Annotated in this window: 23 protein-coding genes; 12 read left to right on the top strand and 11 right to left on the bottom strand. The window is 74.9% G+C overall.

What is annotated here, in order from left to right:
• Positions 1-9: 9 nt before the first annotated feature.
• Positions 10-1557: an APC family permease gene (locus PV350_RS06890; RefSeq protein ID WP_499517003.1), complete on the bottom strand. Its 1548-nt coding sequence runs from the start codon at positions 1555-1557 to the stop codon at positions 10-12.
• A 57-nt stretch (positions 1558-1614) separates the two neighbouring features.
• A complete protein-coding gene (locus PV350_RS06885) occupies positions 1615-2580 on the bottom strand; it encodes a hypothetical protein (protein WP_500333142.1) in 966 nt (321 codons plus the stop codon).
• A gap of 282 nt (positions 2581-2862) precedes the next feature.
• On the opposite strand from PV350_RS06885, the gene PV350_RS06880 reads away from it, so the two are divergent.
• The 3 genes from PV350_RS06880 (at position 2863) to PV350_RS06870 (ending at position 6422) form a co-directional block, all read left to right on the top strand.
• Positions 2863-4212, top strand: a complete 1350-nt coding sequence (locus tag PV350_RS06880; RefSeq protein WP_500333141.1) for an NsdA family TPR-like regulatory protein — start codon at positions 2863-2865, stop codon at positions 4210-4212.
• A 665-nt stretch (positions 4213-4877) separates the two neighbouring features.
• Positions 4878-5981 carry a WD40/YVTN/BNR-like repeat-containing protein gene (locus tag PV350_RS06875; protein WP_499515414.1) on the top strand — a complete coding sequence of 368 codons (1104 nt, stop codon included), beginning with the start codon at positions 4878-4880 and terminating at the stop codon, positions 5979-5981.
• Between the two features lie 9 nt (positions 5982-5990).
• Positions 5991-6422, top strand: a complete 432-nt coding sequence (locus PV350_RS06870; RefSeq protein WP_500333140.1) for an ankyrin repeat domain-containing protein — start codon at positions 5991-5993, stop codon at positions 6420-6422.
• A 75-nt stretch (positions 6423-6497) separates the two neighbouring features.
• On the opposite strand, the gene PV350_RS06865 is transcribed toward PV350_RS06870, so the two are convergent.
• Both PV350_RS06865 and PV350_RS06860 read right to left on the bottom strand, forming a co-directional pair.
• The gene (locus PV350_RS06865) at positions 6498-7394 is read right to left on the bottom strand and encodes a hypothetical protein (RefSeq protein ID WP_500333139.1); all 897 of its coding nucleotides are present in this window, start codon (positions 7392-7394) and stop codon (positions 6498-6500) included.
• Positions 7394-8674 (bottom strand): VWA domain-containing protein, encoded by a 1281-nt coding sequence (locus tag PV350_RS06860; protein ID WP_500333138.1) that lies wholly within the window; start codon positions 8672-8674, stop codon positions 7394-7396. Before PV350_RS06860 ends, PV350_RS06865 begins: the two co-directional genes overlap by 1 nt.
• Positions 8675-9102: 428 nt before the next feature.
• Here PV350_RS06860 and PV350_RS06855 point away from each other — a divergent pair, with 428 nt between their 5' ends.
• Complete coding sequence (locus PV350_RS06855) at positions 9103-10716, top strand: ADP-ribosylglycohydrolase family protein (protein ID WP_500333137.1); 1614 nt, start codon at positions 9103-9105, stop codon at positions 10714-10716.
• Positions 10717-10932: 216 nt separating this feature from the next.
• Complete coding sequence (locus PV350_RS06850) at positions 10933-11799, top strand: Sco1979 family transcriptional regulator (RefSeq protein WP_499515409.1); 867 nt, start codon at positions 10933-10935, stop codon at positions 11797-11799.
• 25 nt (positions 11800-11824) lie between these two features.
• Here PV350_RS06850 and PV350_RS06845 read toward each other — a convergent pair whose 3' ends face one another.
• Positions 11825-12697 (bottom strand): SRPBCC family protein, encoded by an 873-nt coding sequence (locus tag PV350_RS06845; protein WP_499515408.1) that lies wholly within the window; start codon positions 12695-12697, stop codon positions 11825-11827.
• Positions 12694-13017, bottom strand: a complete 324-nt coding sequence (locus PV350_RS06840) for an ArsR/SmtB family transcription factor (RefSeq protein WP_499515407.1) — start codon at positions 13015-13017, stop codon at positions 12694-12696. The genes PV350_RS06845 and PV350_RS06840 overlap by 4 nt, the downstream gene beginning before the upstream one ends.
• Before the next feature lie 118 nt (positions 13018-13135).
• On the opposite strand from PV350_RS06840, the gene PV350_RS06835 reads away from it, so the two are divergent.
• Positions 13136-13549, top strand: coding sequence for a PaaI family thioesterase (locus tag PV350_RS06835; RefSeq protein ID WP_500333136.1), 414 nt, complete (start codon positions 13136-13138; stop codon positions 13547-13549).
• A gap of 193 nt (positions 13550-13742) precedes the next feature.
• Complete coding sequence (locus PV350_RS06830; RefSeq protein ID WP_500333135.1) at positions 13743-15098, top strand: phosphodiester glycosidase family protein; 1356 nt, start codon at positions 13743-13745, stop codon at positions 15096-15098.
• A gap of 14 nt (positions 15099-15112) precedes the next feature.
• On the opposite strand, the gene pspAB is transcribed toward PV350_RS06830, so the two are convergent.
• The 3 genes from pspAB to PV350_RS06815 all read right to left on the bottom strand — a co-directional run bounded on the left by pspAB (position 15113) and on the right by PV350_RS06815 (position 17672).
• Positions 15113-15697 (bottom strand): PspA-associated protein PspAB, encoded by a 585-nt coding sequence (gene pspAB / locus PV350_RS06825; RefSeq protein WP_500333134.1) that lies wholly within the window; start codon positions 15695-15697, stop codon positions 15113-15115.
• Entirely contained in the window at positions 15697-16599 is a 903-nt protein-coding gene (gene htpX / locus PV350_RS06820) for a zinc metalloprotease HtpX (protein ID WP_499515403.1), read from the bottom strand. Before htpX ends, pspAB begins: the two co-directional genes overlap by 1 nt.
• Positions 16600-16709: 110 nt before the next feature.
• Positions 16710-17672: a quinone oxidoreductase family protein gene (locus PV350_RS06815; protein ID WP_500333133.1), complete on the bottom strand. Its 963-nt coding sequence runs from the start codon at positions 17670-17672 to the stop codon at positions 16710-16712.
• A 159-nt stretch (positions 17673-17831) separates the two neighbouring features.
• On the opposite strand from PV350_RS06815, the gene PV350_RS06810 reads away from it, so the two are divergent.
• The 4 genes from PV350_RS06810 to PV350_RS06795 all read left to right on the top strand — a co-directional run bounded on the left by PV350_RS06810 (position 17832) and on the right by PV350_RS06795 (position 20856).
• Positions 17832-18107 carry an isoamylase early set domain-containing protein gene (locus PV350_RS06810; RefSeq protein ID WP_499515401.1) on the top strand — a complete coding sequence of 92 codons (276 nt, stop codon included), beginning with the start codon at positions 17832-17834 and terminating at the stop codon, positions 18105-18107.
• Positions 18108-18202: 95 nt separating this feature from the next.
• Positions 18203-19225, top strand: a complete 1023-nt coding sequence (locus PV350_RS06805; protein WP_499515400.1) for a lysylphosphatidylglycerol synthase transmembrane domain-containing protein — start codon at positions 18203-18205, stop codon at positions 19223-19225.
• 22 nt (positions 19226-19247) lie between these two features.
• Positions 19248-20339: a hypothetical protein gene (locus PV350_RS06800; protein ID WP_500333132.1), complete on the top strand. Its 1092-nt coding sequence runs from the start codon at positions 19248-19250 to the stop codon at positions 20337-20339.
• A gap of 49 nt (positions 20340-20388) precedes the next feature.
• A complete protein-coding gene (locus tag PV350_RS06795) occupies positions 20389-20856 on the top strand; it encodes a GNAT family N-acetyltransferase (RefSeq protein ID WP_500333131.1) in 468 nt (155 codons plus the stop codon).
• A gap of 16 nt (positions 20857-20872) precedes the next feature.
• Here PV350_RS06795 and PV350_RS06790 read toward each other — a convergent pair whose 3' ends face one another.
• The gene (locus PV350_RS06790; protein WP_500333149.1) at positions 20873-22018 is read right to left on the bottom strand and encodes a citrate synthase; all 1146 of its coding nucleotides are present in this window, start codon (positions 22016-22018) and stop codon (positions 20873-20875) included.
• A gap of 115 nt (positions 22019-22133) precedes the next feature.
• On the opposite strand from PV350_RS06790, the gene PV350_RS06785 reads away from it, so the two are divergent.
• On the top strand, positions 22134-23363 hold the full coding sequence (locus PV350_RS06785) for a citrate/2-methylcitrate synthase (protein ID WP_500333130.1): 1230 nt from the start codon (positions 22134-22136) through the stop codon (positions 23361-23363).
• Between the two features lie 19 nt (positions 23364-23382).
• On the opposite strand, the gene PV350_RS06780 is transcribed toward PV350_RS06785, so the two are convergent.
• Complete coding sequence (locus PV350_RS06780; RefSeq protein WP_499515396.1) at positions 23383-23805, bottom strand: hypothetical protein; 423 nt, start codon at positions 23803-23805, stop codon at positions 23383-23385.
• Positions 23806-23846: the final 41 nt, after the last annotated feature.

Below are 23846 nucleotides of genomic sequence, written 5' to 3'. Positions count from 1 at the left end.
CGGTCGGGGTCAGGAGGCGCTGGTCTCCGCGTCGGTGGCGGGCACGGCCTCGCGCGCCTGCTCGATCCGGAACGCCTCGTTGCCGAGGCCGATGCGGGCGTGCACCTCGGGACGGGTGGCCCGCAGGACCGCGCCGTACACCAGGCCGCCGACGACGGTGACGCCGATGATGGCGGGCAGGGTCCAGGAGACGGCGGAGCCGTCGCCGGCGACCAGGACGTCGAAGTCCTTGACGGCGTAGACGGCGATGACGACCAGCGCGATGCCCGCGAGGGCGGAGGCGACGATCCGCGGTGCCTGGGTGCGCAGCGCGCCGCGCCGGACGAAGTAGCCGATGACGGCGAAGGACGCGGTCGCCAGCAGCACGATCACGCCCAGGGCGCCGACGTTGCCGAACCAGGTGAAGAGCTTCAGCACCGGCGCGGTGGGGTCGTGGTCCGCCGCGGCGCTGCCGTCGGTGACGGCGAAGGCGACCACGAAGCCGAGGGACACCAGGGTCTGCAGCAGCGAGCCGAAGGCGGGGGCGCCGCTGTTGGGGTTGGTGCGGCCGAAGGCCTGGGGCAGCAGGCCCTCGCGGCCCATGGCGAAGGCGTAGCGGGCGACGACGTTGTGGAAGCTGAGCAGGCAGGCGAACATGCCGGTCACGTACAGCACGTGCAGGACGTCGGTGAAGGCGGCACCGATGATCGACTCGCTGAGGCCGAAGAGCAGTCCCGGTCCCTGCTTCTGCGACACCTCCACGATCTGCGACGGGCCGGCCGCGATGCTCAGCGCCCAGGAGCTGATGGCGAAGAAGACGGCGACGAAGGTGACGGCGAGGAAGGTCACCCGGGCGACCACGACCTGCGGGCGACTGGTCTCCTCGGCGTAGACGGGCGACTGCTCGAAGCCGACGAAGCTGGCGATGCAGAAGCACAGGGCGGTGCCCAGGCCCGCGCCGCTGAGCGTGCTCGGGTCGAAGGCGTGCAGCGACAGGCCCTCCTTGGCGGGGCTGCCGATGGCGGCGACGTCGAAGATGACGACGAGGGCGATCTCGATCAGCAGCAGGACGCCGAGCACCTTGGCGTTGACGTCGATCTTGAGCCAGCCGAGCGCACCGACCGCGAGGACGCCGAGTACGGCCGGGATCCACCAGGCGATCGTGGTGTCGAGGTAGGTCTGGAAGAGCCCGGAGATCTCGAAGCCGAAGAGGCCGAAGACCGCGAACTGCATCGCGCTGTACGACACGAGGGCGACGAGCGACGCGGCGGCGCCCGCGGTGCCGCCGAGCCCGCGGGCGATGTAGGCGTAGAAGGCGCCCGCGTTGTGGACGTGGCGGCTCATCTCGGCGTAGCCGACGCTGAAGAGGAGGAGTACCACGCCGAGGATCACGAACAGCAGCGGCTGCCCGACGATGCCCATGACGCCGTACGTGGTGGGCATGACGCCCGCGACCACCATCAGCGGCGCACTGGCGGCGACCACGGAGAGGAGCAGGCCGGACATGCCGAGGCGGTCGGCCCGCAGGGCTCTCTCCTCGCCTTTGAACGTGCTGATCCCGCTGTTGCCCGTCAGCATGGCGGTTCCTTCCTGGGAGGGGTTGGGGTGGTGCTGGTGCGTCATGCGGTGCGGGCCCTACGGGGGGCCGGGGCCGAGCACGGCCTCCCGCGCGGCGCGGAAGGCCTTCTTGGGGTCGCGGTCCGGGTAGGCCCACGGGGTGCGGGTGGCGTGCGCGCCGATCCGGTTGAACAGGGCCGCCGCCTCGGCGTTGCGGCCCTGCAGGAACTGCGCGTGGACGAGGAAGTTGAGGTCGAGGTGGAGGCGCGGGTGGTCGTGCCCGGCACCGTCCCACTCCAGCCACCAGTCGAAGCCCCGCTTGAGTGCCTGCCGGGCCCGCCAGCCGTCCCAGTGCCCGGAGGCCGCGGGATCGGCGGGCAGGGTCCCGGCGGTGGCGAGGACCCGGTACAGCTCGGCGTGGGCGACGACCGGGAGGACGGCCAGCGGTGAGCCGGCGGGCGCCTCGCCCGCGGCCCAGTCGGCGAATTCGTACACCTCGTGGAAGGGCCCGCCGTCGGAGGCGGCCTGGGGGCGTTCGGCGAGGCAGGCGGCCATCAGATGGTGACCGTGGTGATGGCCGCGGTGGCGGCCCCGGACCTGGTCGAAGGCGCGCATCTGCTCGTCGTCGGTGCCGGTGTGACGGGCCAGGATCAGCAGGCAGAGCCACGGCGTGGGGTCGGCCGGGGTGAGCGCGGCGGCGGCGAGGCAGGTCTCGCGGGCCCGTTCGGGCTTCTCCTTGCCGGCGACGGCGCGGAACACCGTGGCGCAGGCCAGCAGCGCGGCCGCGTCGGTGCTGCCGGGTTCGGCGAGTTGCCACTCGCGGGCCCAGGTGGCACTGGCGCCGCCCTCGCCGAGGACGACCAGGCGGTGGCCGCGCCGGTCCCAGTCGTCGCCGGTCTCGGCGAGCAGGCTGCGGGCGGTGGTCCAGCGTCCCTGGGCGAGCGCAGCGCGGGCGTCGGCCAGTGGCTCGTCGTCCAGGGCAGGGTCGAACCGCAGGTCGTCCCGGGAGCGGGAGAAACCGAACGGGGGTGGAGGAGGAGTCATCCTCGGGGTGCCTCCACGGCGCGCACGTGATGTCCGGCCCGGGGCGGGGCATCCCGTTCGGCGTCCGGTGATCGCTTGATCACACAAAGCCAACCGGTATGAGCAGGTCCACTTCAAGTCCGGGCCTGTTGTCTCGATGTAGTCCCGCACACGCGTCCGAACGGCGGCGGGCGCCGCCGGACGCCGCGGGACACGGATCGGGACGGATCGCGGCGATCGCCTGCGCCGCACCGCCCGCGCCTGATATTCGAACGTACGAATATGAGACGAAGGAGCAACGCCGTGGCGGACGACACCGCGCCGGCACCGTCCCACCCCCTGGCGTCCGTCCGGCGCAGCCACGGCTGGAGCTACCAGGACCTCGCCCGGATCGTCGCCGACAACGCCCGTGCCCTCGGCGTGCCCATGGCGGCCCGTCGGGAGAAGGTGTGGCGCTGGGAGCACTGGGGCGTGGTGCCGGAGAGGGACAGCCAGCGGGCCCTGGCCCGGGCCCTGGGCGTACCGCTGCGGGAGGTGGACACCCGCCCGTGGCCCGGCTGGTTACCGTCCTTCGACGGCATCCCCGACGGGCTGCCGTGGACCCGGGCGGGCGGTCTCGACGCGCTGGACGCCCTGCTCGACGGCGGCGGACGCGACCTGCGGGGCCACCCCGTGCTGGAGGGAGCGGAGTTCGGCGACGCCGTCGCCGACTGGACGGCCGCGACGGACGGCGGGAAGGACCGCGGAAGCGACGGCGGGAGGGACGAGCTGCCGCGGGACGACCCCGACGCCGGCCGGGAAGGGGCTGCGGCCGACGAGGAGACCGTGGCCTGGCTGGAGCGCGGCGTGCTCGGCCTGCGCCGCCTGGACGACCGGCTCGGCGGCGCGGCCGTACGGCACCGGGTCGAGGCCGATCTGCGCATCGCCCTCGACCTGCTGCGCCGGGGACCGTACCGGGGCGGGCTCGACGCCCGTCTGCTGCGCATCGCCGCCGGACTGGCCCAGTTGGGCGGTTGGGCGGCGACGGACTGCGGACGGCACGGGGCGGCCCAGCGGCACTACCTCACCGGGCTGCGCCTCGCGCACGGCGCGCGGGACCGCCCACAAGCCGCCAACCTGTGGGCGGGACTGAGCCTTCAGGCGGTGTTCGCGGGCCGTCACGACGACGCCCTCGCGGCGGCCCGTGCCGCGGAGTCCGCCGCGACCGGGGCGACCTCGCGCACCCGCGCGATGCTCGCCACCCGCCGGGCCCGGGCCCACGCCGGGCTCGGCGAGGACGCGGCGTGCCGCCGGTCGCTGGAGGAGGCGGGACGGCTGCTGGACACCGCGCCCGGCGACGACGACCCGTCGTGGATCTACTGGTTCGACGAGGCGGAGCTGTGCGCGCAGAGCGGGATCGCGCTGCTGGACCTCGGCGGTGCGCAGGAGGCGGCCCCGCTGCTGGAGAAGGCACTGGCGATCCAGGACCCCCTCTACCGGCGCGACCGCACCCTCTACACCGCGCGCGCCGCCCTCGCCCGGGCGCGGACCGGCGACCTCGACACCGCCCGAGCCCTCACCGAGGACGCCGTGGACCTCGCCCGCGACTGCGGGTCGCCCCGGGTGGCCATCGCCGTCGAACAGGCCAGGACGACGCTGTCGCAGGCCGGCTGACGGGCCGGCCCCGCCGGCAACCCGACCCGGGGCCCCGACAGCCGCAGTTGGGGTCCGAGGGCCGCGCGGCGCATCGCGTCGCGCGGCCCGGAAGCCCCAAGCACCCTGGGGCGGCAACGGCCCACGGCCCCGGACAACCCACCCAACGCGGAAAGTCCGCACACCACGCGCCCGGCCACGCCCCACCGCCCGGCACAACTCACCCCCGCCACCGGCGACCGGACCGCCCGCCGACGGGGACACCACGGCGCGACCGCAGTCGGCGTCGCGACCGCAGGTCCCGGGCCGCGCGGCACATCGCGCCGCCGACCCGGAAGCCCCAAGCACCCTGGGGCGGCAACGGTCCACGGCCCCGGACAACCCGCCCAACGCGGAAAGTCCGCACACCACGGCCCCGGCCACGCCCCACCGCCCGGCACAACGGTCACCCCCGCCACCGGCGACCGGACCGCCCGCCGGCGGCGACGCCACGGCGCGACCGCAGTCGGCGTCGCGACCGCAGGTCCCGGGCCGCACGGCACATCGCGCCGCCGACCCGGAAGCCCCAAGCGCCCTCAGGGGCAACGGTCCACGGACTCACGGAAGGCGCACCAGCGAGGGGATGTCCGGTCGCGCGCCGGAGGCGGTCTGGTGCGGTGCCGCGCGGTGGGCTACGTTGCCGCGGCATGACGCCGATGGGGACGATGAGACGGGTGTGGACGGCCGTGCTGTGCGGGGCGGCGCTCGCCGCGCTGACGGCGGTCCCGGCCCACGCGGCGGGTGAACGGCCCGGTCCGCGCTGGGAGCTGAAGGAGACCGGCAGCACCGCGCGGTTCCGCGGGCTGGCGGCGGTCAGCAGGAACACCGCCTGGGTGGCCGGGTCCGAGGGCAAGGTGCTGCGCACGATGGACGGCGGACGCCACTGGGCGGACGTGTCGCCACCGGGCGTCGCCGAACTGCAGTTCCGCGACGTCGAGGCGTTCGACGCGCGGCGCGCGGTGGTGCTGGCGATCGGCGAGGGCGAGGCGTCCCGCGTGCTGCGCACCCAGGACGGCGGCGCGACGTGGACGGAGACCTTCCGCAACACCGATCCCCGCGCCTTCTACGACTGCGTCACCTTCTTCGACGACCGGCACGGCCTCGCCGTCAGCGACCCGGTCGACGGCAGGTACCGGATGCTGTCCACCGGTGACGGCGGCCGCAGTTGGCGGGTGCTGCCCTCCGCCGGCATGCCCCCCGCGCTCCCGGGCGAGGCCTCGTTCGCGGCGAGCGGTCAGTGCCTGGTGAGCCGTGGCCCGCGCGACGTGTGGCTGGCGACCGGCGGGGCGTCGCAGGCCCGCGTCCTGCACTCCCGCGACCGGGGGCTGACCTGGACCGTGGCGTCGTCCACCCTGCCCGCGGGCGATCCCGCGAAGGGCGTGTTCGCACTGGCGTTCCGCGACGCGCGGCACGGGATCGCCGTGGGCGGGGACTACCGCCCCGACCAGGCCTCCCCCGACGCCGCCGCGGTGTCCCGCGACGGCGGCGCCACCTGGACCGGCTCCGCACGCCCCCCGGCCGCCTACCGCTCGGGGGTGACCTGGCTGCCGTACTCCTCGCGTGCGGCGATCGCGGTCGGGCCGTCCGGCAGCGACCTGAGCCTGGACGGCGGCCGGACCTGGCGGACGTTCGACTCCGGGTCCTACGACACCGTCGACTGCGCCCCGGACCTGGGCTGCTGGGCCGCGGGTGAGCAGGGCCGCGTCGCACGCCTGGGAATCGGCTCCGGCGGCGGGGCCTCCCGCCCGTAGCCTGCGTTCGTGAACCGCAGACGCCGCAAGAAGCTGAGCCGAGCCCTCGTGTGGGCCGCGGGGAACGGTGAGACCGGGACCGTGCGCCGGCTCCTGCGGCGCGGCGCCTCCCCCGAACTCCCGGACGCGGACGGCACGACACCGCTGTACGCGGCGTCGGTCCACGGCGCGGCGGACGTGGTGGGGCTGCTGCTCACGGCGGGGGCCCTGCCCGACACCGAGAGCGGCCACGGGGACGAGGGCACACCCCTGTGCGGGGCCGCGTGCTGGGGACACACCGAGACGGTGCGCCGGCTCCTCGCCCAGGGTGCCGATCCCCGCCTGCGCGAGGACCGGGGCACGGGGCTCACGCCGCTGGCATGGGCCGAGCACGGCCCGTACCCGCAGACGGCGGCACTGCTGCGCGCCGCGGCGGACTCCCGTCCGCCCACGGCCGGCTAGGACGGCCGGATGGCACGGCGCGCCGGTACGGTCCCGCGGTGCGGGACCGTACCGGCGCGCCGCCGGACGTCCTGGTTACGCGACCGGGCGGGGGCGTCCCCGTCCACGGGTGAGGCTGTAACCGCCGATGCCCGCGAGCGCGCCCAGCACGCCCCCGGCCGCGGTCCAGATCCAGCGGTCGGACCACCAGCCGCCGCCCCAGCCGTCCTCGGGCTGGGCCAGCCCGGCCGGCACCGGCGAGGCGCTCGGGTCGGCCCCGTCGTCCGCCGCCTCGTCGGACTCCTCCGTGGCGGAGACGGACGGCACGGCGTTGGGGTCGAGGGTGGCCCCGGCCTTGGCGACGGGGGTGAGCGGGGCGGCGAGTTCGCCGTCGACGGCCTTGGAGCCGCCCGCGTCCGTCGAGGTGGTGCCGACCTGTGCCTGGACCGGCAGGCCGAGGTCCTCGTCCGGGAGCCGCAGCACGGTCAGGCGGATGTAGTACGCGCCCGGGAGCGGGTCGTCGGCCCATGCCTCGGACCACGCACGGACGGTGCGCAGCCGGCAGCTCAGCTCCAGCTGGGTGTCCTGCGCGGACGCCGTCCTGGTCGGCTTGCCCGCGGTGCACGCCTGACGGCGGCGCAGGCCGTCGTAGACGTCGAGCTGCCAGGTCTGGTCGCCGTGCCGGCTCGCGGACTCCGGCAGGCCGACCGTCGCGGAGACCGTGGGCACCTCGCCCACCGCGGCCGGGAACACCCAGTACAGGTAGTCGCCGGTGGAGGCGCTGGCCGGGACGGTCCGCACCCCCGGCCGGAGGTTCCCTGCGGTCCGGAAACCGGTGCCGGGCTGGACGGTCTCCTCGGTGGTCCCCGTGCCGCTCGCACCCGGGCTGGGCGTGGCGTCGTCCGCGGCGGCGGTGCCCGCTCCGGCGGCGAACAGGGCCGTGCCCGCGAGCAGTACGGCGGCCGCCCGGCGCGCCGTTCGGATGGTACGCATCAGTTGGTCCTCCAGACGGCGACGCGCCAGCGCGAGATCCAGCCCCACAGCACACCGGCGACGAGGCCGGTCACGACCAGCAGGGCCAGCAGCCACCAGCCGCGGCCCAGGCCGAAGGAGGCGACGTCGGACGGCTCGTCGGGCGAGGAGACCAGGTCGACGCTGAGCTCGAGCGGCAGGCCGGGGGTGCGCTTCACGGCGTCCGGGGCGGAGAAGGAGTTGCTGACCTCGATGCACACGGTGCGGGCGGCCGCGGCGGCGTCGTCGTCGCGCTCCGGCCAGGCGTAGCGCAGACCGGAGGAGATGACGTCGGTGCGCCCGCTGCCCGCTTCCGAGCCGCGGACGAGTTCCCGGCCGCCGGAGGTGACGGCCCGTACGAGGACGCCGTAGTCGCGGTTGACGGCGCGGTCGGCACCGACGCTGACGGAGGCGCGCAGTTCCTGGCCGTCGGTGACGCTCACCCGGTACCAGCGGTGCTCGGTGAACGCCTCGCGGTCGCTGTAGACGCCGGCCCCGAGCAGCGGGGCGTCGGCGCAACGGTCGGCACCCTGGGTCACGGTGGGGGTGACGACCACGTTGTCGGCGGAGCGGTCGACGAGTTGCTTGATGCGGTCGGAGAGCTGGTCGGCGTGGTCGACGGCGGTGTAGGTACCGCCGGTCGCCTCGGCGATGCAGCTCAGCTGCTCGCGGATCTTGGTGTTGGGCACCAGGCCGAGGGTGTCGACGACCAGGTGGGTGCCCTCGGCGGCGAGTTCACGCGCGACCTCGCACGGGTCGAGCGGCTGGCAGGTGTCCTCGCCGTCGGTGATGAGCACGATCCGGCGGGTGCCGTCACCGCCCGCGAGGTCCTTGCCCGCGGCCTGCAGGGCGGGGCCGATCGGCGTCCAACCGGTGGGGGCGAGGGTGGCGACCGCGGTCTTGGCCTCGGTGCGGTCGACGCTGCCGACCGGGTAGAGGGCCTCGGTGTCCTTGCAGCCGACCACCTTGTCCTTGCCGGGGTAGTTGGCGCCGAGGGTGCGTATGCCGAGCCGGACCTCGTCCGGTACGGCGTCGATGACCTCGTTGAACGCCTGCTTGGCCGCCGACATGCGGGACCTGCCGTCGATGTCGTTGGCCCGCATCGAGCCGCTGACGTCGAGCACGAGCTCGACCTTCGGGGCCTCGTGCGCGGTCTCCGGCCCGTCGTCCGCGGCGGCCGGCGCCGCGGCCGGGAAGAGCGCGGTGGCGAGGGTGGCCGCGAGGCCGCACAGCCCCACCGCCAGCCGTTTGCTTGTGATCATTGGCGGATCCTATGGAAGATCCGACTCCGCCCCCAACTCGGCCCGGGCCGCTCATCCGTGACCCTCCCCGCAGCGGACCACGCCTCGGGCCCGGGACACGGCGCTGACCAGCGACGGTCCACGGTCACCCCTCGCGTTCGGCTCGGCCGACCGGCCCGACGGACCGTCAGGCCAGATGTCCGACCCGTCGCCGCCACACCTGCGGGAACCACTCCGGCCACCTCCCGGCCTCCATAGCGTCCCATTGACGATAAGTGGCTCCTCGTGCCAGGCTGACGCGGCATCACGCCGGAGATCCGTCCTGAACCGGCAGTCCCCGGGATGCCCCGGAACCGCTGTATCCGGTGTATCCGGCCAGGACGGCGCTCGCTCCGCACCCGCCGTTCGGCCCGTCCCGCACGTGCCGCCGGATCACCTGGAGGACGCCCATGGCCCACGCCCCCACACCCCATCCCCACCTGGACGCGCGGGCCGCCGACCGGGCCGCCGGGGTGTTGCTCGGCGCGGCCGTGGGCGACGCGCTGGGTGTGCCGTACGAGTTCAAGGCGACGCTGAGTGAGGATCAACAGCCGCGGATGATCGGCGGCGGCCTCGGTCCGTACGAGCCGGGCGAGTACTCCGACGACACCCAGATGCAGGTCTGCATCGCCCAGGTCGCGGCGACCGGAGCGGATCTGCGCGACCCGGAGGCCCTGGACGCGATCGCCGCCAACTTCCAGGGCTGGCTGAGCGAAGGCGCCAGCGACGTCGGCAACCAGACCAGCCTCGTCCTGAGCACCGCCGCCCGCGCCCCCGGGTCGGCGGGCACGGCGATGCGGGAGGCCGCCCGCGAGTACACCGCCGGCAACGCGCGCAGCGCCGGGAACGGCTCGTTGATGCGGACCGGGATCGTCGCCCTCGCACACCTCGGTGACCCCGCCGCGATGGCCGAGGCCGCCATCGCCGTCGGCGCGCTCACCCACCCCGACCCCGACTGCGCCGACGCCTGCGTGCTGTGGTGCTCCGGCATCCGCACCGCGGTGCTGTACGGCACCTTCGACGGCGTGCGCGACGGCCTGGCCCTGCTCCCGCCCGAGCGCCGGGAGACGTGGGCGAAGCGCCTTGACGCGGCGGAGGCCCATCCGCCGCACCACTTCGGCAACAACGGCTGGGTCGTCCACGCGCTCCAGGCCGCCTGGTCGGCCATCACCCGCACCGCCGTTCCCGAACTGAACCCTGCCGAAGGCGGCTTCCCCGCCCGGCACCTGCGCCTCGCGCTGGAGGCGGCGGTACGCGCCGGAACGGACACCGACACCGTCGCGGCGATCGCGGGCGCCCTGCTCGGCGCGCGCTGGGGCTGCTCCGGCATCCCTCTGGAGTGGCAGCAGGCCGTCTACGGCTGGCCGGGGCTCACGGGTGCCGACCTGGTCCGGCTGGCCGTGCTCACCGCCCGGGGCGGGAACGACGACGACGCCGGCTGGCCCTCGGCGCCGCGCTTGCCGGACGGTGGCCACCCCGGCTTCGCCATCCCCCACCCGCACGACGACGGGGTGATCCTGGGCAACCTGGCCCTGGCCCAGGGCACGGAGCCGGTCGACGTCGACGCCGTGGTCTCGCTCTGCCGCGTCGGTTCGGACCCGCTCCTGCCCGGCACACCCGACGTCGAGCAGGTACGCGTCTGGCTGGTCGACAGTGAGGGAGCGAACGCCAACCTCCACCACGTCGTGGACCAGGCCGCCCGCCAGGTGCTACGGCTGCGCCAGGAGGGCAAGCGGGTCCTGCTCCACTGCCATGCCGGGCAGAGCCGCACCCCGGCCGTCGCCGCCGTCTACAGCCACCTGGCCAAGGGCACCGACGCGCAGAGCGCGTTGCGGGACCTGCGCCGGGCGCTGACCGGTGGCTGGCACCTCCACGCGCACCCCGAACTCCAGTCGGCGGTCCACGCTCTCACCGCCCCGGCGGCGGCCGCCGGAGCCCGGATCGACAAGGGCGGACGGGAGGCGTCCGATCCGGAACCCGACGCCGGGCAGCGGTCCCGGTGGGATCGCCACCCCGGTTGGTGAGCCGCGTCCCGCGCCGAAACCCCGGCCCCGGCCCCGCGTGAAACCGGGGCCGAGTCCGGGGCCGGGGCGGTGGCCGGCTGGACGTGGGCCCGCCTGCCTCCGGGCCGCCGCGGTACGGTGCGTTCTGCACATTGCAAAGCGTCCCCAACATGCTGTGCCAGGCCCTGACGTCATGACAAACTACGCGGGGATCAGCGGTGTTGGAGGGGATGGACCGTGACTGAAGCCCGGGCGGCAAGTGCTCCCACCGTGCTGCGGGTGGTGCTCGGCAGACGCCTCCAGGACCTCCGCGAGAGGGCCGGCCTCTCCTACGAGCAGGCGGCCCGCGCCCTGGACGTCACCCACGCCACGGTCCGCCGCATCGAGAAGGCCGAGGTGGGCCTGCGCATCCCGTACGTGGAGAAACTGCTCCTCACCTACGGCGTCACCGAGCCCGCCGAGATCGCCAACTTCCTGGAACTGGCCCGCGAGGCCAACCGTCCCGGCTGGTGGCACCGCTTCCGTGACGTGCTCCCCGAGTGGTTCAGCGCCTTCGTCAGCCTGGAGGGCGCCGCCGAGCTGATCCGCGCCTACGAACCGCACTACGTCCCGGGGCTGCTGCAGACCCCGCAGTACGCGGAGGCCGTGCTGCGCGCGGGGCGGCCGCACGCCTCGCGGGAGGAGATCGAGCGCGGCGTCGCGCTGCGCATGCAACGGCAGGCGCTGCTCACCCGCGACGACCCGCCGCTGCTGTGGGTCGTGATGGACGAGACGGTGCTGCGCCGCCCCATCGGCGGCCCCGAGGTGATGCGCCTGCAGATCGACCGCCTGATCGAGGCGTGCGGGATGCCCCAGGTGCGACTGCAGGTGCTGCCCTTCGCGTCGGGGCCGCACCCGGCGATGTACGGCCCGTTCCACATCTTCCGCTTCCCGCTGCCGGAACTGCCGGACATCGCGTACGCGGAGAGCCTGATCGGCGCCGTCTACCTCGACGAACGCGAGGACGTCTCGCGGTTCCGCGAGGCCCTGGACCGGATGAGCGCCCAGGCCCTGCCCGCGGGCCCCACCCGGGAGTTCCTGGAGGAGGCACGGGGCCGGCTGTGAGGCCGGGCGCCGTGCCGTCCACCGGTCAGCGGGGCATCGCGGCCAGCTTCGCCGCGAGGCTCTCGACGCGGTCCCGCCAGACGTCCAGCGCCAGGGCGGGGGGCACCTCGGGGACGCCGGTCTGGGTGAGGACCAGTCGCGCGCCGTGCCCGGTGCCGCGGGTCAGCTCCCAGCGCACGGTGCCCTCGTGGCGGCCGTGGAGGTCCCAGGGGTAGGCGAGCGCCTCCTTCGGGCGCAGTTCGCTCACCGGTCCGGGGGCGAAGTCGCCCACGACGAAGCCGCGCGGCACGGGTCCGCCCACCTCGGGCGCGGACACCCCGCCGAGCAGGGTCTTCCACACCGTGGCCGCGGGCTGGGTCAGCTGCCGCTCGAAGCGGACCTTCCAGCCGACCGGCAGCTCCTCCACGGTGCCGTGGTCGAGCCCGAACTCCTTGACGTAGCGCTCGTGGGCCGCCTTCATGTCGCCCGGCCCGGGCACCGGCTCGCCCTCCAGCTCGGGGTCGATGCCGGCGATGCAGGCGTCCCAGCCCGCGGCGAAGCTGGCGGCGCCGGGGCGGTCGCCGAAGGTGTGGGTCAGGGTCAGCACCGAGCCCAGGGACTCCGGCACCAGCTCCCAGCGCAGCAGGTCCTCGCCCCAGGTGTAGGCGACGACGTGCGGCGGGTCCCACTCGGTGACCTCGCCGTCCATGGCCTCGCCCTCGCCGTGCCGGAAGGGGAAGCGCACCTTGCCGCCCACCCGCGGCTCCATCTCCACGTCGGAGGGGAACCACTTCGACAGGTGCCCCGGCTCGGTCAGGGCCCGCCACACCTTCTCCGGCGGGTGCGCGAGCCGCCTCTCCATCCGCAGCGCGGTCCGGCCGTCCGCGGTGGTCAGCGTCTCGCCGGTGTCCGTGGTCATGGCTCCTCCATCTCGTCGGGCATGGCGTCCAGGTGCCGCTCCAGCGCGTCCAGGCCGGTGCCCCACAGCCTGCGGTAGGGCGCCAGCCAGGCGTCGACCTCCCGCAGGGGCTCGGGGCTCAGCTCGTACCAGCGCCGCTGCGCCTCGGCACGCACCCGGACCAGGCCCGCCTCACGGAGCACGCGCAGGTGCTTGGACGTACCGGGCTGGCTGAGGCCGAGGTGCTCGGTGAGCTCGCCGACGAGGCGGGGGCGCTCCAGGAGCAGATCGAGGATCCGCCGTCGCGTCGGCTCGGCCAGCACGTCGAAGGGTATGGACACGTTCCCCAACATACTCCTCAAGCTATATACCCACAACGGCATGTGTGCGCGGCGGGCACGCGCCCGGGCCTCGTCGCGCCCTGGTGCGCGCCCCCGACGGTGGGTCAGAATGTCCGCCGTGACGATCACCACCGCCGAGGCGGACAAGGTCCTGGCCGACAACTTCGCGCCCTGGGTGCAGGACCTGGGGCTCTCCGTCGAGGAGACCGGGGAGCGGCACGCCGTGCTGCGGCTGCCCTGGTCGGACCGGCTCGCCCGGGAGGGCGGCGCGCTGTCGGGCCAGGCGCTGATGGCCGCCGCCGACACGGCGACGGTGATCGCGGTGTCCGCGGCCCGCGGGGGCTACGGGCCGATGACGACCATCCAGCAGTCCACGACCTTCCAGCGGGCGGTCATGGGGACCGACGTCCTGGTCACGGCGCGTGTCACCAAGCTCGGGCGGCGGCTGGCGTTCATCGACGTCGAGCTCACCCCCGAAGGCGCCGTCGAGCCCGCGGCGCAGGCGGCCACGGTCTACGCCTTCCCCGGCTGAGACGGCTGGAGCGGCAGGAGCAGCAGGAGCGGCAGGGGGCGCCCCGGTAGACCCCCTGCAGATCCCCTCCTGCCCGCTTTTCACCGTATCGAGTCGGATTCCCCGTCACGCGCGGCGTGGTGGTGCGACAACCCAGCCGGTCCGGGCAACCATTGACCTTTCGTCAGATAATCGGTTTTCGGGCTGGAGCGACGTGACTCGACGACCCCGCCGGGTGCGCCTGGCGATCTCCGCGACGCTGGCGTGGAGCGCCGTGCTCGGCGGCGCCGGCGGGGCCGCCGCCGCGGTCGCCGGGGACGGGCTGCGCTACGGCGCGACCACCCGGCTCGCCTCGGGCGTGGACTACCGGACGTTCACCTACCGGGGAGCCCACGGCACGGCCCGCGGGCACCTGCTGACGGTGGACCTGCGCACGCCCGGCGTCACGGTGGACCTGCTGCACCCCGGTGTCGTCGCCGGACGCGGCACGGTCTCGGGGCTCGCCGACGCCGCGGGCGCGGTGGGCGGCATCAACGCCGACTTCTTCAACATGAGCGAGGCCCAGCACCCCGGGGTGCCCGCGACCGGTGCCGCGGTCGGCCCGGCGGTCGCCGCGGGACGGGCCCTGAAGTCGGCGGTGCCGCCGGCCCAGCGCTTCGGCCCCAAGCTGCCGCCCGGCGCGACCACCGAGGACGTCCTCGCGGTCGGCACCGACCGGATCGCCCGGCTCGACCGGCTCCGGCTGGCCGGCTCGGTCAGCTTCGAGGCGGGCACGGTGCCGCTCGCCGGCCTCAACCAGTACGCGCTCCCGGTCGGCGGCGTCGGCCTGTACACCTCGGACTGGGGCAGCGCCTCCCGGCTCCGCGCCGGCTGCGGCGACGACACCAGGCGCGCAGCGCCCTGCAGCGACGACACCTACGAGGTCATGGTCAGCCGGGGCGAGGTGGTGGCCGTCGGCGAGGGCCCGGGAGAGGGCGAGATCCCGCCCGACGCGGTGGTCCTCGTCGGCCGCGAGGCGGGGGCGGAGGCGCTGCGCCTGCTGGAGCCCGGCGACGCGGTCGACGTGCAGCAGCGCCTGGCGGCCTCCGCGTACGGCGGCGGGTACAGCTTCGCCGTCGGGGGCTACCCGATCCTGCGCGACGGCTACCCCCTGGTCGGCCTGGAGAACGGCGTCACGGCGACCCGCACCGCGGCGGGCTTCGGCGACGACGGGCACGTGATGTACCTGCTGGCGCTGGACGGGAAGGCCGAGTCGGGCGCCGGCCTCACGGTCCGCGAACTCGCCTCCCTGATGTCCGGCATCGGCGCCCAGGCCGCCGTCAACCTCGACGGCGGCGGCTCCTCCACCCTCGTCACCCGCGCCCCCGGCGCGTCCCGCGTCAAGGTCCGCAACCACCCGGCGGGCGGCACGGAACGCCTCGTCGCCAACGGCATCGGCGTCTTCACCACCGGCGGCCCACAGCGCCGCGGCCGGACCCTGGACCCGGCCCGGCCCGGCATCGAGGAGTTCCCGCATGTGCAGGGGCCCGTGGCGGTCGAGGCCGTGGTGGACGTGCAGCCCTGGAGGTGAGAACCGCCTGCCCTTCAGCCCCCCAGACCCGGCGCGCCCCAGAGGGGGAACCAGCGGCCCAGGTCCTCCTCGAGGCGGAGGTCGTTCCCGAGCAGGGCCTTGACCTGGAGCTCCAGGGGGTTGTCGCGCTTCTCCCCCGGAAGCGGGGCGAACGGGTAGAACGAGCCTCGTTTGTAGAGGTAGACCAGTGCCAGCGACCGCCCGGCGTCATCGCGGAAGGCGGCCAGGGAGCAGAGCAGCTGGGGGCCGAAGCCGTGCCCCTCCAGGGCCGAGTTGACCGCGTGGAGGTCGCCGACAAGGACCGCCAGGTCCTCGGCCGGACGGCGGACGACCAGCCATGTGTACCCGTACGCGTCGCGGACGGACTCCACCGGCACGGCGCCCCGGCCGGTGTCCATGTCGAGGAGCGCCCGCACGTCCTGCTGGACCTCGGCGAACGCGCCGCCCTCCACGGCGGCGAAGCACACCGAGCCCACGCCGGTGGGCCGGAAGCCGGCTGCGGCCTCCAGGGTCACCGCCGCTGAGGGGAGCCCGAACAGCTGGTCCAGGTCGGGTCTGACGGGCTTGCTGCGGCCGAGCAGCGCGTCCAGGAACCCCATCAGCGCCGTCCCAGCTCGACGGAGATCCGGCCGAGCTGCGCCAGCCGCTGCTCCAGCGTGGGATGCGTGGACAGCAGCTGGGCCAGGCTCTGGCCGCCGGCGAGGGCCGGGACGAAGTAGAAGGCGTTGAAGGGCTCGGCCTTGCGCAGGTCCTCGGTGGGGATGCGGGCCATCTGCCCGGAGACCTTGGTCAGCGCCGAGGCCAGGACGGAGGGCCGCCCGGTGAGCAGCGCGGCGGAGCGGTCGGCGGACAGCTCGCGGTAGCGGGACAGCATCCGGGTCAGCAGGAAGCTGACGCAGTACACGAGCGCGCTGACCAGCGGGATCAGGATGACCACGATCGCGGTGCCGGGGTCGCGGCTGTTGCGGCCGAGGCCGCCCCACAGTCCGATGCGGGTGACCACCCCGGCGAGGACGCCCAGGAAGGAGGCGATCGTCATGACCGCCACGTCGCGGTGGGCGACGTGGGAGAGTTCGTGGGCGATGACGCCCTCCAGCTCCTCGGGCTCCAGCCGGCGCAGCAGGCCGGTGGTGGCGCACACCAGGGCCGCCTTCTCGTTGCGTCCGGTGGCGAACGCGTTGGGGACGTCGCTGTCGGCGATCGCGACGCGGGGTTTGGGCATGTCGGCCAGGGCGCAGATCCGGTCGACGACTCCGTGCAGTTCGGGGGCCTGCTCGGGCGTGACCTCGCGGGCGCCCATGCTGAAGGCGGCGATCCGGTCGCTGAACCAGAACTGGGCGATGAACAGCCCGCCCGCGACGATCAGGATCAGTGGCCAGGCACCGCGCAGCAGGGCCAGCAGGACGCCCACGAACACGACGTACAGCAGCCCGATCATGAACATGGTGACCACCATGCGGGTGGTCAGCCCCCGGTCGGGGGCGAAGCGGGTCCTGTCCATGGCCCCTCCCGTTCCTCCGGGCCGCCGGCCGCGGCTTCGTGCTCCGCTGTCGATTGTGCCTCCGCCGGAACGCGAACGGCGGGGGCACAGGCGCGGCCGGCCCGGAGCGATCAGCCTGCCGGGTCGAGCGTGAGCTTGCCGTAAGTACGGCGGGCCCGCAGGTCCTCGTGGGCGCGGGTGACCTCGGAGAGCGGGTACCTGCCGCCCTCCTGCGGCTTCAGCCGTCCGTCGGCGGTCATGGCCAGCAGGTCGGCCATCGGCTCGCGGTACATGCCGGGGCGCCCCAGGCAGTGCATCAGCCAGAAGCCGACGACGGCCCGGGAGCGGCCCATGAGCTGCGCGGCCTGCACCGGGGTCGGGGGGACGCGGGAGGCGAGTCCGTACGTCACCAGGCGGCCGAAGGGGGCGAGCGCGGCCAGCGAGGCGTCGAAGACCGGGCCGCCGGTCATCTCCAGCACGATGTCGACCTTCTTGCCGCCGTTGGCCTCGACGAGCCGCTCCTTCAGTCCCGCGGCGTCCGTGGGGTCCGCCTCGATCGCGACGTCCGCGCCGAGCTCCAGCGCGAGGTCGCGCTTGTCCTTGGAGGAGGCGGTGGCGATGACCCGTCCCGCGCCGAACTCCTTGGCGAGCTGCACGGCGAGCGAGCCGGTGCCGCCCGCGGCGGCGTGCACGACCACCGACTCGCCCTCGGCCATGCGGGCCGAGGTGCGCAGCAGGTGCCAGGCGGTGAGGCCCTGGACGACCAGGGCGAGGGCCTGGCCGTCGGTGACGCCCTCGGGCACGTCGTGGGCGAGGTACTCCTCGGCGACGGCCTTCTGGGCGTAGCCGCCGTTGTCGGTCAGGGCGACCACGCGGCGGCCGCCGGCGGTGCGGCCGACCACCTCGGCGCCGGGCACGAGGGGCAGGGTGGCCTTGGAGAGGTAGGAGTTCTCCACCAAGTGCGTGTCGGCGTAGTTCACCCCCGCCGAGGAGACCTCGACCAGCAGTTGCCCCGGCCCCGGCACGGGATCGGGCAGCTCGACCTGCCGCAGCACCTCCGGCCCGCCGAATTCGGTGATCTGGATCGCGCGCACCGCGACTCCCTCCGCGTACGTACCAACGTCGTCCGGGGTCACGATAGCCCGTAACACCGACCAGTCGGTATGTGACTTTCCCCGGGGCACCGGAAGAATGTGGGGCACCCGAGCACCGCACGTGTCCTCCGTCCCTCGTCCGCCCCGCAGGGAGAGCCCATGCTCAGGCGCAGCAAGCTGTTCGGCCGCAAGACGCGGATCACCTTCGCCCTCCCCGTCGACCACCCGCCCGGCACCGTGAGCGTGGTCGGCGACTTCAACGGCTGGGAGCCCGGCCGGCACACCCTCGTCCCCCGCCGCGACGGCACCCGCACGGTGTCGGTGATCCTCCCGGCGGGCGTGCACCGCTTCCGCTACCTCGCCACCGGCGCGGTCTGGTTCGACGACGAGTCGGCCGACCGCGTGGACGACCAGGGCGGCCTCCTGGAGCTGTAGGCCGTCCCGCGCGCCGGGGGCGCCGTCCGGTCCCGCCCCGTACCACGGGGCGGCCGGACGCGCCGCCGGATGAGCGCTACGGGTCGCCGCACCGTATGGTCGTGCGTAGGTACGGCCGGGGCTGCGCCGGGGAGCACCTCACGGCAGCGGGCGACCGCGGCGACCGGAAGGGCACGAACGGCATGTGGCGGCGCCTCCCAGTACGTCAGATCGTCGGTGTGGCACCGCTGTTGCTGGTGGCCCTGATCGTCCTGCGGCAGTGGCCGATGGTGGACGCCGGTACCGACCGGCTGGGTTCCGCCGACGCCGAGTGGCTGCTGGCGGCCGGGGCCGCGACGCTGCTCGCCTGGGTGTGCTCGGCGGCCGCCCAGCAGGGCGCCGTGCTGGAGCAACTGCCCACGGGGCGCCTGCTGGCCACCCAGTTCGCCGCGTCCGCGGCCAACCACATCCTCCCGGCGGGCGTCGGCGGCAACGCCGTCAACCTGCGCTTCCTGCTGCGCTGCGGCCTCTCCCCCAGTCGTTCGGCGGCCGCGCTGACCGTGCGGGCGCTGGCGGCCTGCGTGGTGCGCATCGGGCTGCTCGTGGTCCTGTTCGCGACCTTCCCGCACGCCCTCGACCTGCGCAAGGTCGCACCCGGGCGGCCCGGTCCCACCGTCGCCCTCGTGGCCGGCGCGGCGCTCTGCCTGGTCCTGGTGGTCCTGCTGTCGGTGCGCCACGTCCGCCGCACCGTCCGCTCGTTCCTCGGCACGGTCGCCACCGACGTCCGCGCGGTGCACGGCCGTTCCGCGCGGGTGGCGGCGCTGTGGGCGGGTTCCCTGGCCTTCCCGGTGATGCACGCCGCGGTGCTGGTCGCGGTCGTACGGTCGCTGCACGCACCGGTGCCGGCCGCGCACGTCGCGGTGGCGTACCTGGCGGGCAGCGCGGCGGCGGCCCTGCTGCCGACCCCGGGCGGAATCGGCTCGCTGGACGTGGCCCTGGTCCTGGCGCTGGTCACCGCGGGCGCCACCGGGGTGGCGGCGACCTCCGCGGTGCTGGCGTACCGCATCGTCACCGTATGGTTGCCCCTGCTCCCCGGTGTGCTGGTGCTGGCCGCGCTGGTCCGCCGGCGGGTGCTGTGAACCGTCCGGGGAGGGAAGTCCAGTGCGCGTCCTGATCGGTCTCGTCGGGGCGCTGGTCGTCGCCGGGACCTTCTCCTCGGTGCTGCGCACGCTGGTGATCCCGCGGCCGACCCGGTCCAGCTTCACCCGCCTGGTGCACGCGGCGGTCCACCTGCCCTTCCAGTTCGTCGCGGACCGCTGCCGGACGCCGGAGGCCAAGGACCGGGTCCTCGTCCCGGTGGCCGCGGTGTCCATCCTCGCCAACCTGATCGGCTGGCTGGTCGCGTTCTGGGCGGGCTACGCCATGCTGCAGGCGGCGGTCAGCGACCTCGCCCCGCTCGACGCGCTGCGGGAGGCGGGGTCGTCGCTGTTCACGCTGGGCTTCGCCAGCAGCCACCACGTCGACCTCACGGTGATCGACTTCATCGCCGCCGCGACCGGCCCGATCACCATCGGCCTCCAGATCGGCTACCTGCCGACCCTGTACGCCGCCTACTCGCGCCGCGAGGCGGAGGTGACCCTGCTGCAGGCCCGGGCGGGCAACCCGCCCTGGGGGCCGGAGATCCTCGCCCGCTACGCCCAGATCGGGCTCACCGACAGTCTCACCGAGCTGTTCCGCAACTGGGAGCGGTGGGCGGCGGAAGTGAGCGAGAGCCACACCAGTTACACGGTGCTCAGCCGGTTCCGCTCGCCGCAGCCCGACCGCAGCTGGCTGATCGCGCTGCTCGCCGTCATGGACGCCGCCGCCATGCAACTCGCCCTCAACCCCGGGCGCCCGCAGGCCGAGGCCCGGCTCGCCCTGCGGGCCGGCTTCGTCTGCCTGCGCGACATCGCCGCGATCTGGCGGATCCCGTACGACGCCGACCCCTCGCCCAACGCGACCATCAGGCTGCCGTACGAGGAGTTCGCCGCGGCGGTCGCCCACGCCGCGGCCAACGGCTACCCGCTGGAGCGCACCCCCGAGGAGGCGTGGCCGCACTTCCGCGGCTGGCGGGTCAACTACGAGGAACTCGCCTACCGTTTCGCCTACCTCTTCGACGCGGTCCCCGCCCCCTGGTCCGGCCCCCGCCGCACCATGGAGGAGACCGTCACCCCGGTCACGCCGGTCGACCGCAAGCCGGCCGCCCGGGAGTAGCGGCGGCCCGGCCGCCGGCGGGCGCGGCAGGGGCGTTACGGTGACCACCGTGCCCAGCAGCCCCGGCCCGACGGCCGTCACCCGCCCCGCGCGGCCCACGGACCTGCCGCACCTCCTGCGGTGGGAACGCGACTACATCCGTACCGTGGAACCCGCCGCCGAGGCGGCCTGGACCGAGGCGATCGACCTCAACCTCGGCCTGTGGGTGGAGTGCCTGGACCGCACCCTCGTGCTGGAGGCCGGCGGCGGGCCGGGCGGCTCGATGATGTGGATGCCGGCGGACGACGGCAAGGCCCTGCTGGTCGGCCTGCACGTGGTGCCCACCCTGCGGCGCCGCGGCTTCGGCCGACTCCTCCTCGACGCGTTCGCCGCGCAGGCCCGCGCGGCCGGCCACGGGACGCTGGCGCTCGGTGTCCACCGCGTCAATCCGGCCCTCCGCCTCTACGAGGGCGCCGGCTACCACCGCACGGGCGAGGACGGCGACTACCTCCTGCTGGAACACCCCTCGGCGCTCTGACGGGCCCGCGGACCCCTCAGGTCGACGGCACCGGCTGGGGAGGCACCGGGCCGACGTAGCGGGCGGCCGGACGGATGATCTTGCTGTCCTCGGCCTGCTCCAGGACGTTGGCGCACCAGCCCACGACACGGGCGCAGGCGAAGGTGGGGGTGAACATCTCGCGCGGCAGGCCGCACAGCTCCATGACGACGCCGGCGTAGAACTCGACGTTGGCGTGGAGTTCGCGGCCGGGCTTCAGCTCGGCGAGGATCGCCTCGACCCGCGCCTCCACCTGGACGGCGAGGTCGACGAGCGGGCCGCCGAAGGACCGGGCGATCTCCTTGAGCATCCGGGAACGGGGGTCCTCGGTGCGGTAGACGGGGTGGCCGAACCCCATGATGCGGTCGCCCGCCAGGACGCGTTCACGGATCCACGGGCCGATGCGGTCCGGGGTGCCGATGGCGTCCAGGGTGTCCAGGGCCCGGCTCGGGGCGCCGCCGTGCAGCGGGCCGGACAGCGCGCCGACGGCGCCGGTGAGGCAGGCGGCGAGGTCGGCGCCGGTCGAGGCGATGACGCGGGCGGTGAAGGTGGACGCGTTGAAGCCGTGGTCCACGGTGGAGATCAGGTAGCGCTCGACGGCCCGGGCGCGGGCCGGGTCGGGCTCCTCGCCGGTCAGCATGTACAGGTAGTTGGCCGCGAACGGCAGGTCGTCGCGCGGTTCCACCGGCTCCAGGCCCTGGCCCAGCCGGTACAGGGCGGTCAGCAGCGTGGGCACGGCGGCGGTCGCGGCGAGCGCGTCGGACAGCCGCCGCTCCGGGTCGACGTCGTACAGCGGGCGGAACCCCTCGGCCGCCCCCAGCAGGGACAGCGCCGAGCGCAGCCCGGCGAGCGGGCCGCTGAGCGCTCCGGAGCGGGCGACGGCCGGCAGCGCGTCGCGGACGGCGGCGGGCAGCCGGCGCAGCGGGGCGACGCGCCGGGCGAAGGCTGCGCGCCCGGCGGCGTCGGGCAGCGTGCCGAGCAGCATCAGGTGCCAGACGTCCTCGAAGGTGCGGCTCTGCGCCAGGTCGACGGCCGAGTACTGACGGTAGTGGTAGAAGCCCTCGGTGCCGCGGACGTCGCCGAGCGCGGTCTCGGTGACGACGACTCCCTTCAGGCCGCGGGGTACGTCGGGGGTGACGGGCATGACGGTCACGGTGGTCCTCCGGTGCTGCTTCGACGACTCGGCGTTGACTCGACCATCCATCATTGATTCAATCCCCGTCAATATTGATTGGATCAATGTGTGATGGGATGGAGTCATGACGACGGAGGAACGGCTGAGCACCCGCGAGGCGGCCGGGCGGCTCGGGGTCAAGCCGGAGACGGTGTACGCCTACGTCAGCCGCGGCCTGCTGAGCAGCCGGCGCGCCCCCGGCGGGCGCGGCAGCACCTTCGACCCCGGGGAGGTCGACGCCCTCGTGCGCCGCAACCGGCGCGCGGCGCAGCCGCCCCCCGAGGACGACGGCACGGGCCCCGTGCGCACCGCGATCACCCTCATCGACGGGGACCGCTACTACTTCCGCGGGGTCGACGCGACGGCCCTGGCCGAGCGGTACGGGTACGAGGAGGTGGCGGAGTGGCTGTGGACCGGCGTCCTGCGTTCCGGGGTGCGTTTCACCGCGCCACCGCAGGCGCTGCAGGCCGCCCGGCGGGCGGTCGGGGTGCTGCCCGGGCACAGCGGCCCGATGGACCGGCTGCGGGCGACCGCCGTCGCGGCGGCCGTGGCGGACCCGCTCCGGTTCGACCTCTCCCCCGAGGCCGTGCTCGGCGCCGCCCGGGGCCTCATCCCCACGCTGGTCCGGGCTCTGCCCGCGGCAGGCACCTCGCACCGGGGCGAGGGCCGGCTGGCCTGGCGGCTGTGGTCGCGGCTGTCCGGCCGCCCGGCCGACGACGCGTCACTGCGCGCGCTGGACGCGGCGCTCGTCCTGCTCATCGACCACGACCTGGCCGCCTCGACGCTCGCCGTGCGCGTGGCCGCCTCCGCCCGCGCGCATCCGTACGCCGTGGTCTCGGCCGGCCTCGGGGCCCTCGACGGCCCGCTGCACGGGGCCGCGAGCGGCCTCGCCCACCGCATGCTGGCCGAGGTCCTCGACCGCGGCAGCGCGGCGGCCGTCGTCGCCGACCACCTGCGCGCGGGCCGCCGTGTGCCGGGGCTCGGCCACCGCCTCTACCGGGCCGAGGACCCGCGCGCGGTCATGCTCCTCCGGCTGCTCGAGGACGTCCCGTACGCGGAGCGGGCGCTGACCGCCGCCCGCGAGGTGGCCGCCACGACGGCCCGTCACACCCCGGTCCACCCCAACGTCGACCTCGCCCTGGCGGTGCTCTCCGTCTCCGCCGGCATGGTCCCCGAAGCCGGTGAGACGGTCTTCGCGGTCGCCCGGACGGCGGGCTGGATCGCCCACGCCCTGGAGGAGTACGAGGAACCCCCACTGCGCATGCGCCCGAGCGGGCACTACGTGGGCCCGCGCCCTCCGCAGCCGCTGCCCTGAGGCCCGCCGCGGGGGTCCGTCAGCCGAGTTGCGTGGGCATCGGCACCTCGACGGCGTCGGTGGGGAAACCGGTGGCCGGCGTCCAGTCCGGTGTCGGCGGTGTGCGCGGCACCGGCGTTCCGTAGCCCTTGGGGTTCTGCTCGATCGTCGTTCCGGACCCGTGCCCGCGGCCGGCCGTCCCGCCCTGGGTGGGGCGCGGCGGCGCCGCCGTCCGCCCGGGCCGGGGCGCGGAGCGCGCAGGGGACGCGGACCGCGTGGGGGAGGCGGAGACCGAGGGCGACGCCGACGGCGACGGTGACTGCGAGGGCGACACCGTGGCCGGGGCCGACGGCTCGGGTGGTGCGGAGGACGTGCCGCCCTCCCCCGAGCATCCGGCCACCGCCAGCGCTGTGAACAGCCCCGCCCCGGCCGCCAGTCCCCACCGGCCCGTTCTGTCGTTCACCGATCCACCCGCCCCACACCGCTCACCGGTCCCATGACGGG

This window comes from Streptomyces sp. PA03-6a (assembly GCF_033792765.1).
Taxonomy (GTDB): Bacteria; Actinomycetota; Actinomycetes; order Streptomycetales; family Streptomycetaceae; genus Actinacidiphila.
The sequence above is the reverse complement of the archived record's forward strand: the minus strand, read 5'-3'. Positions and strand labels throughout refer to the sequence as shown.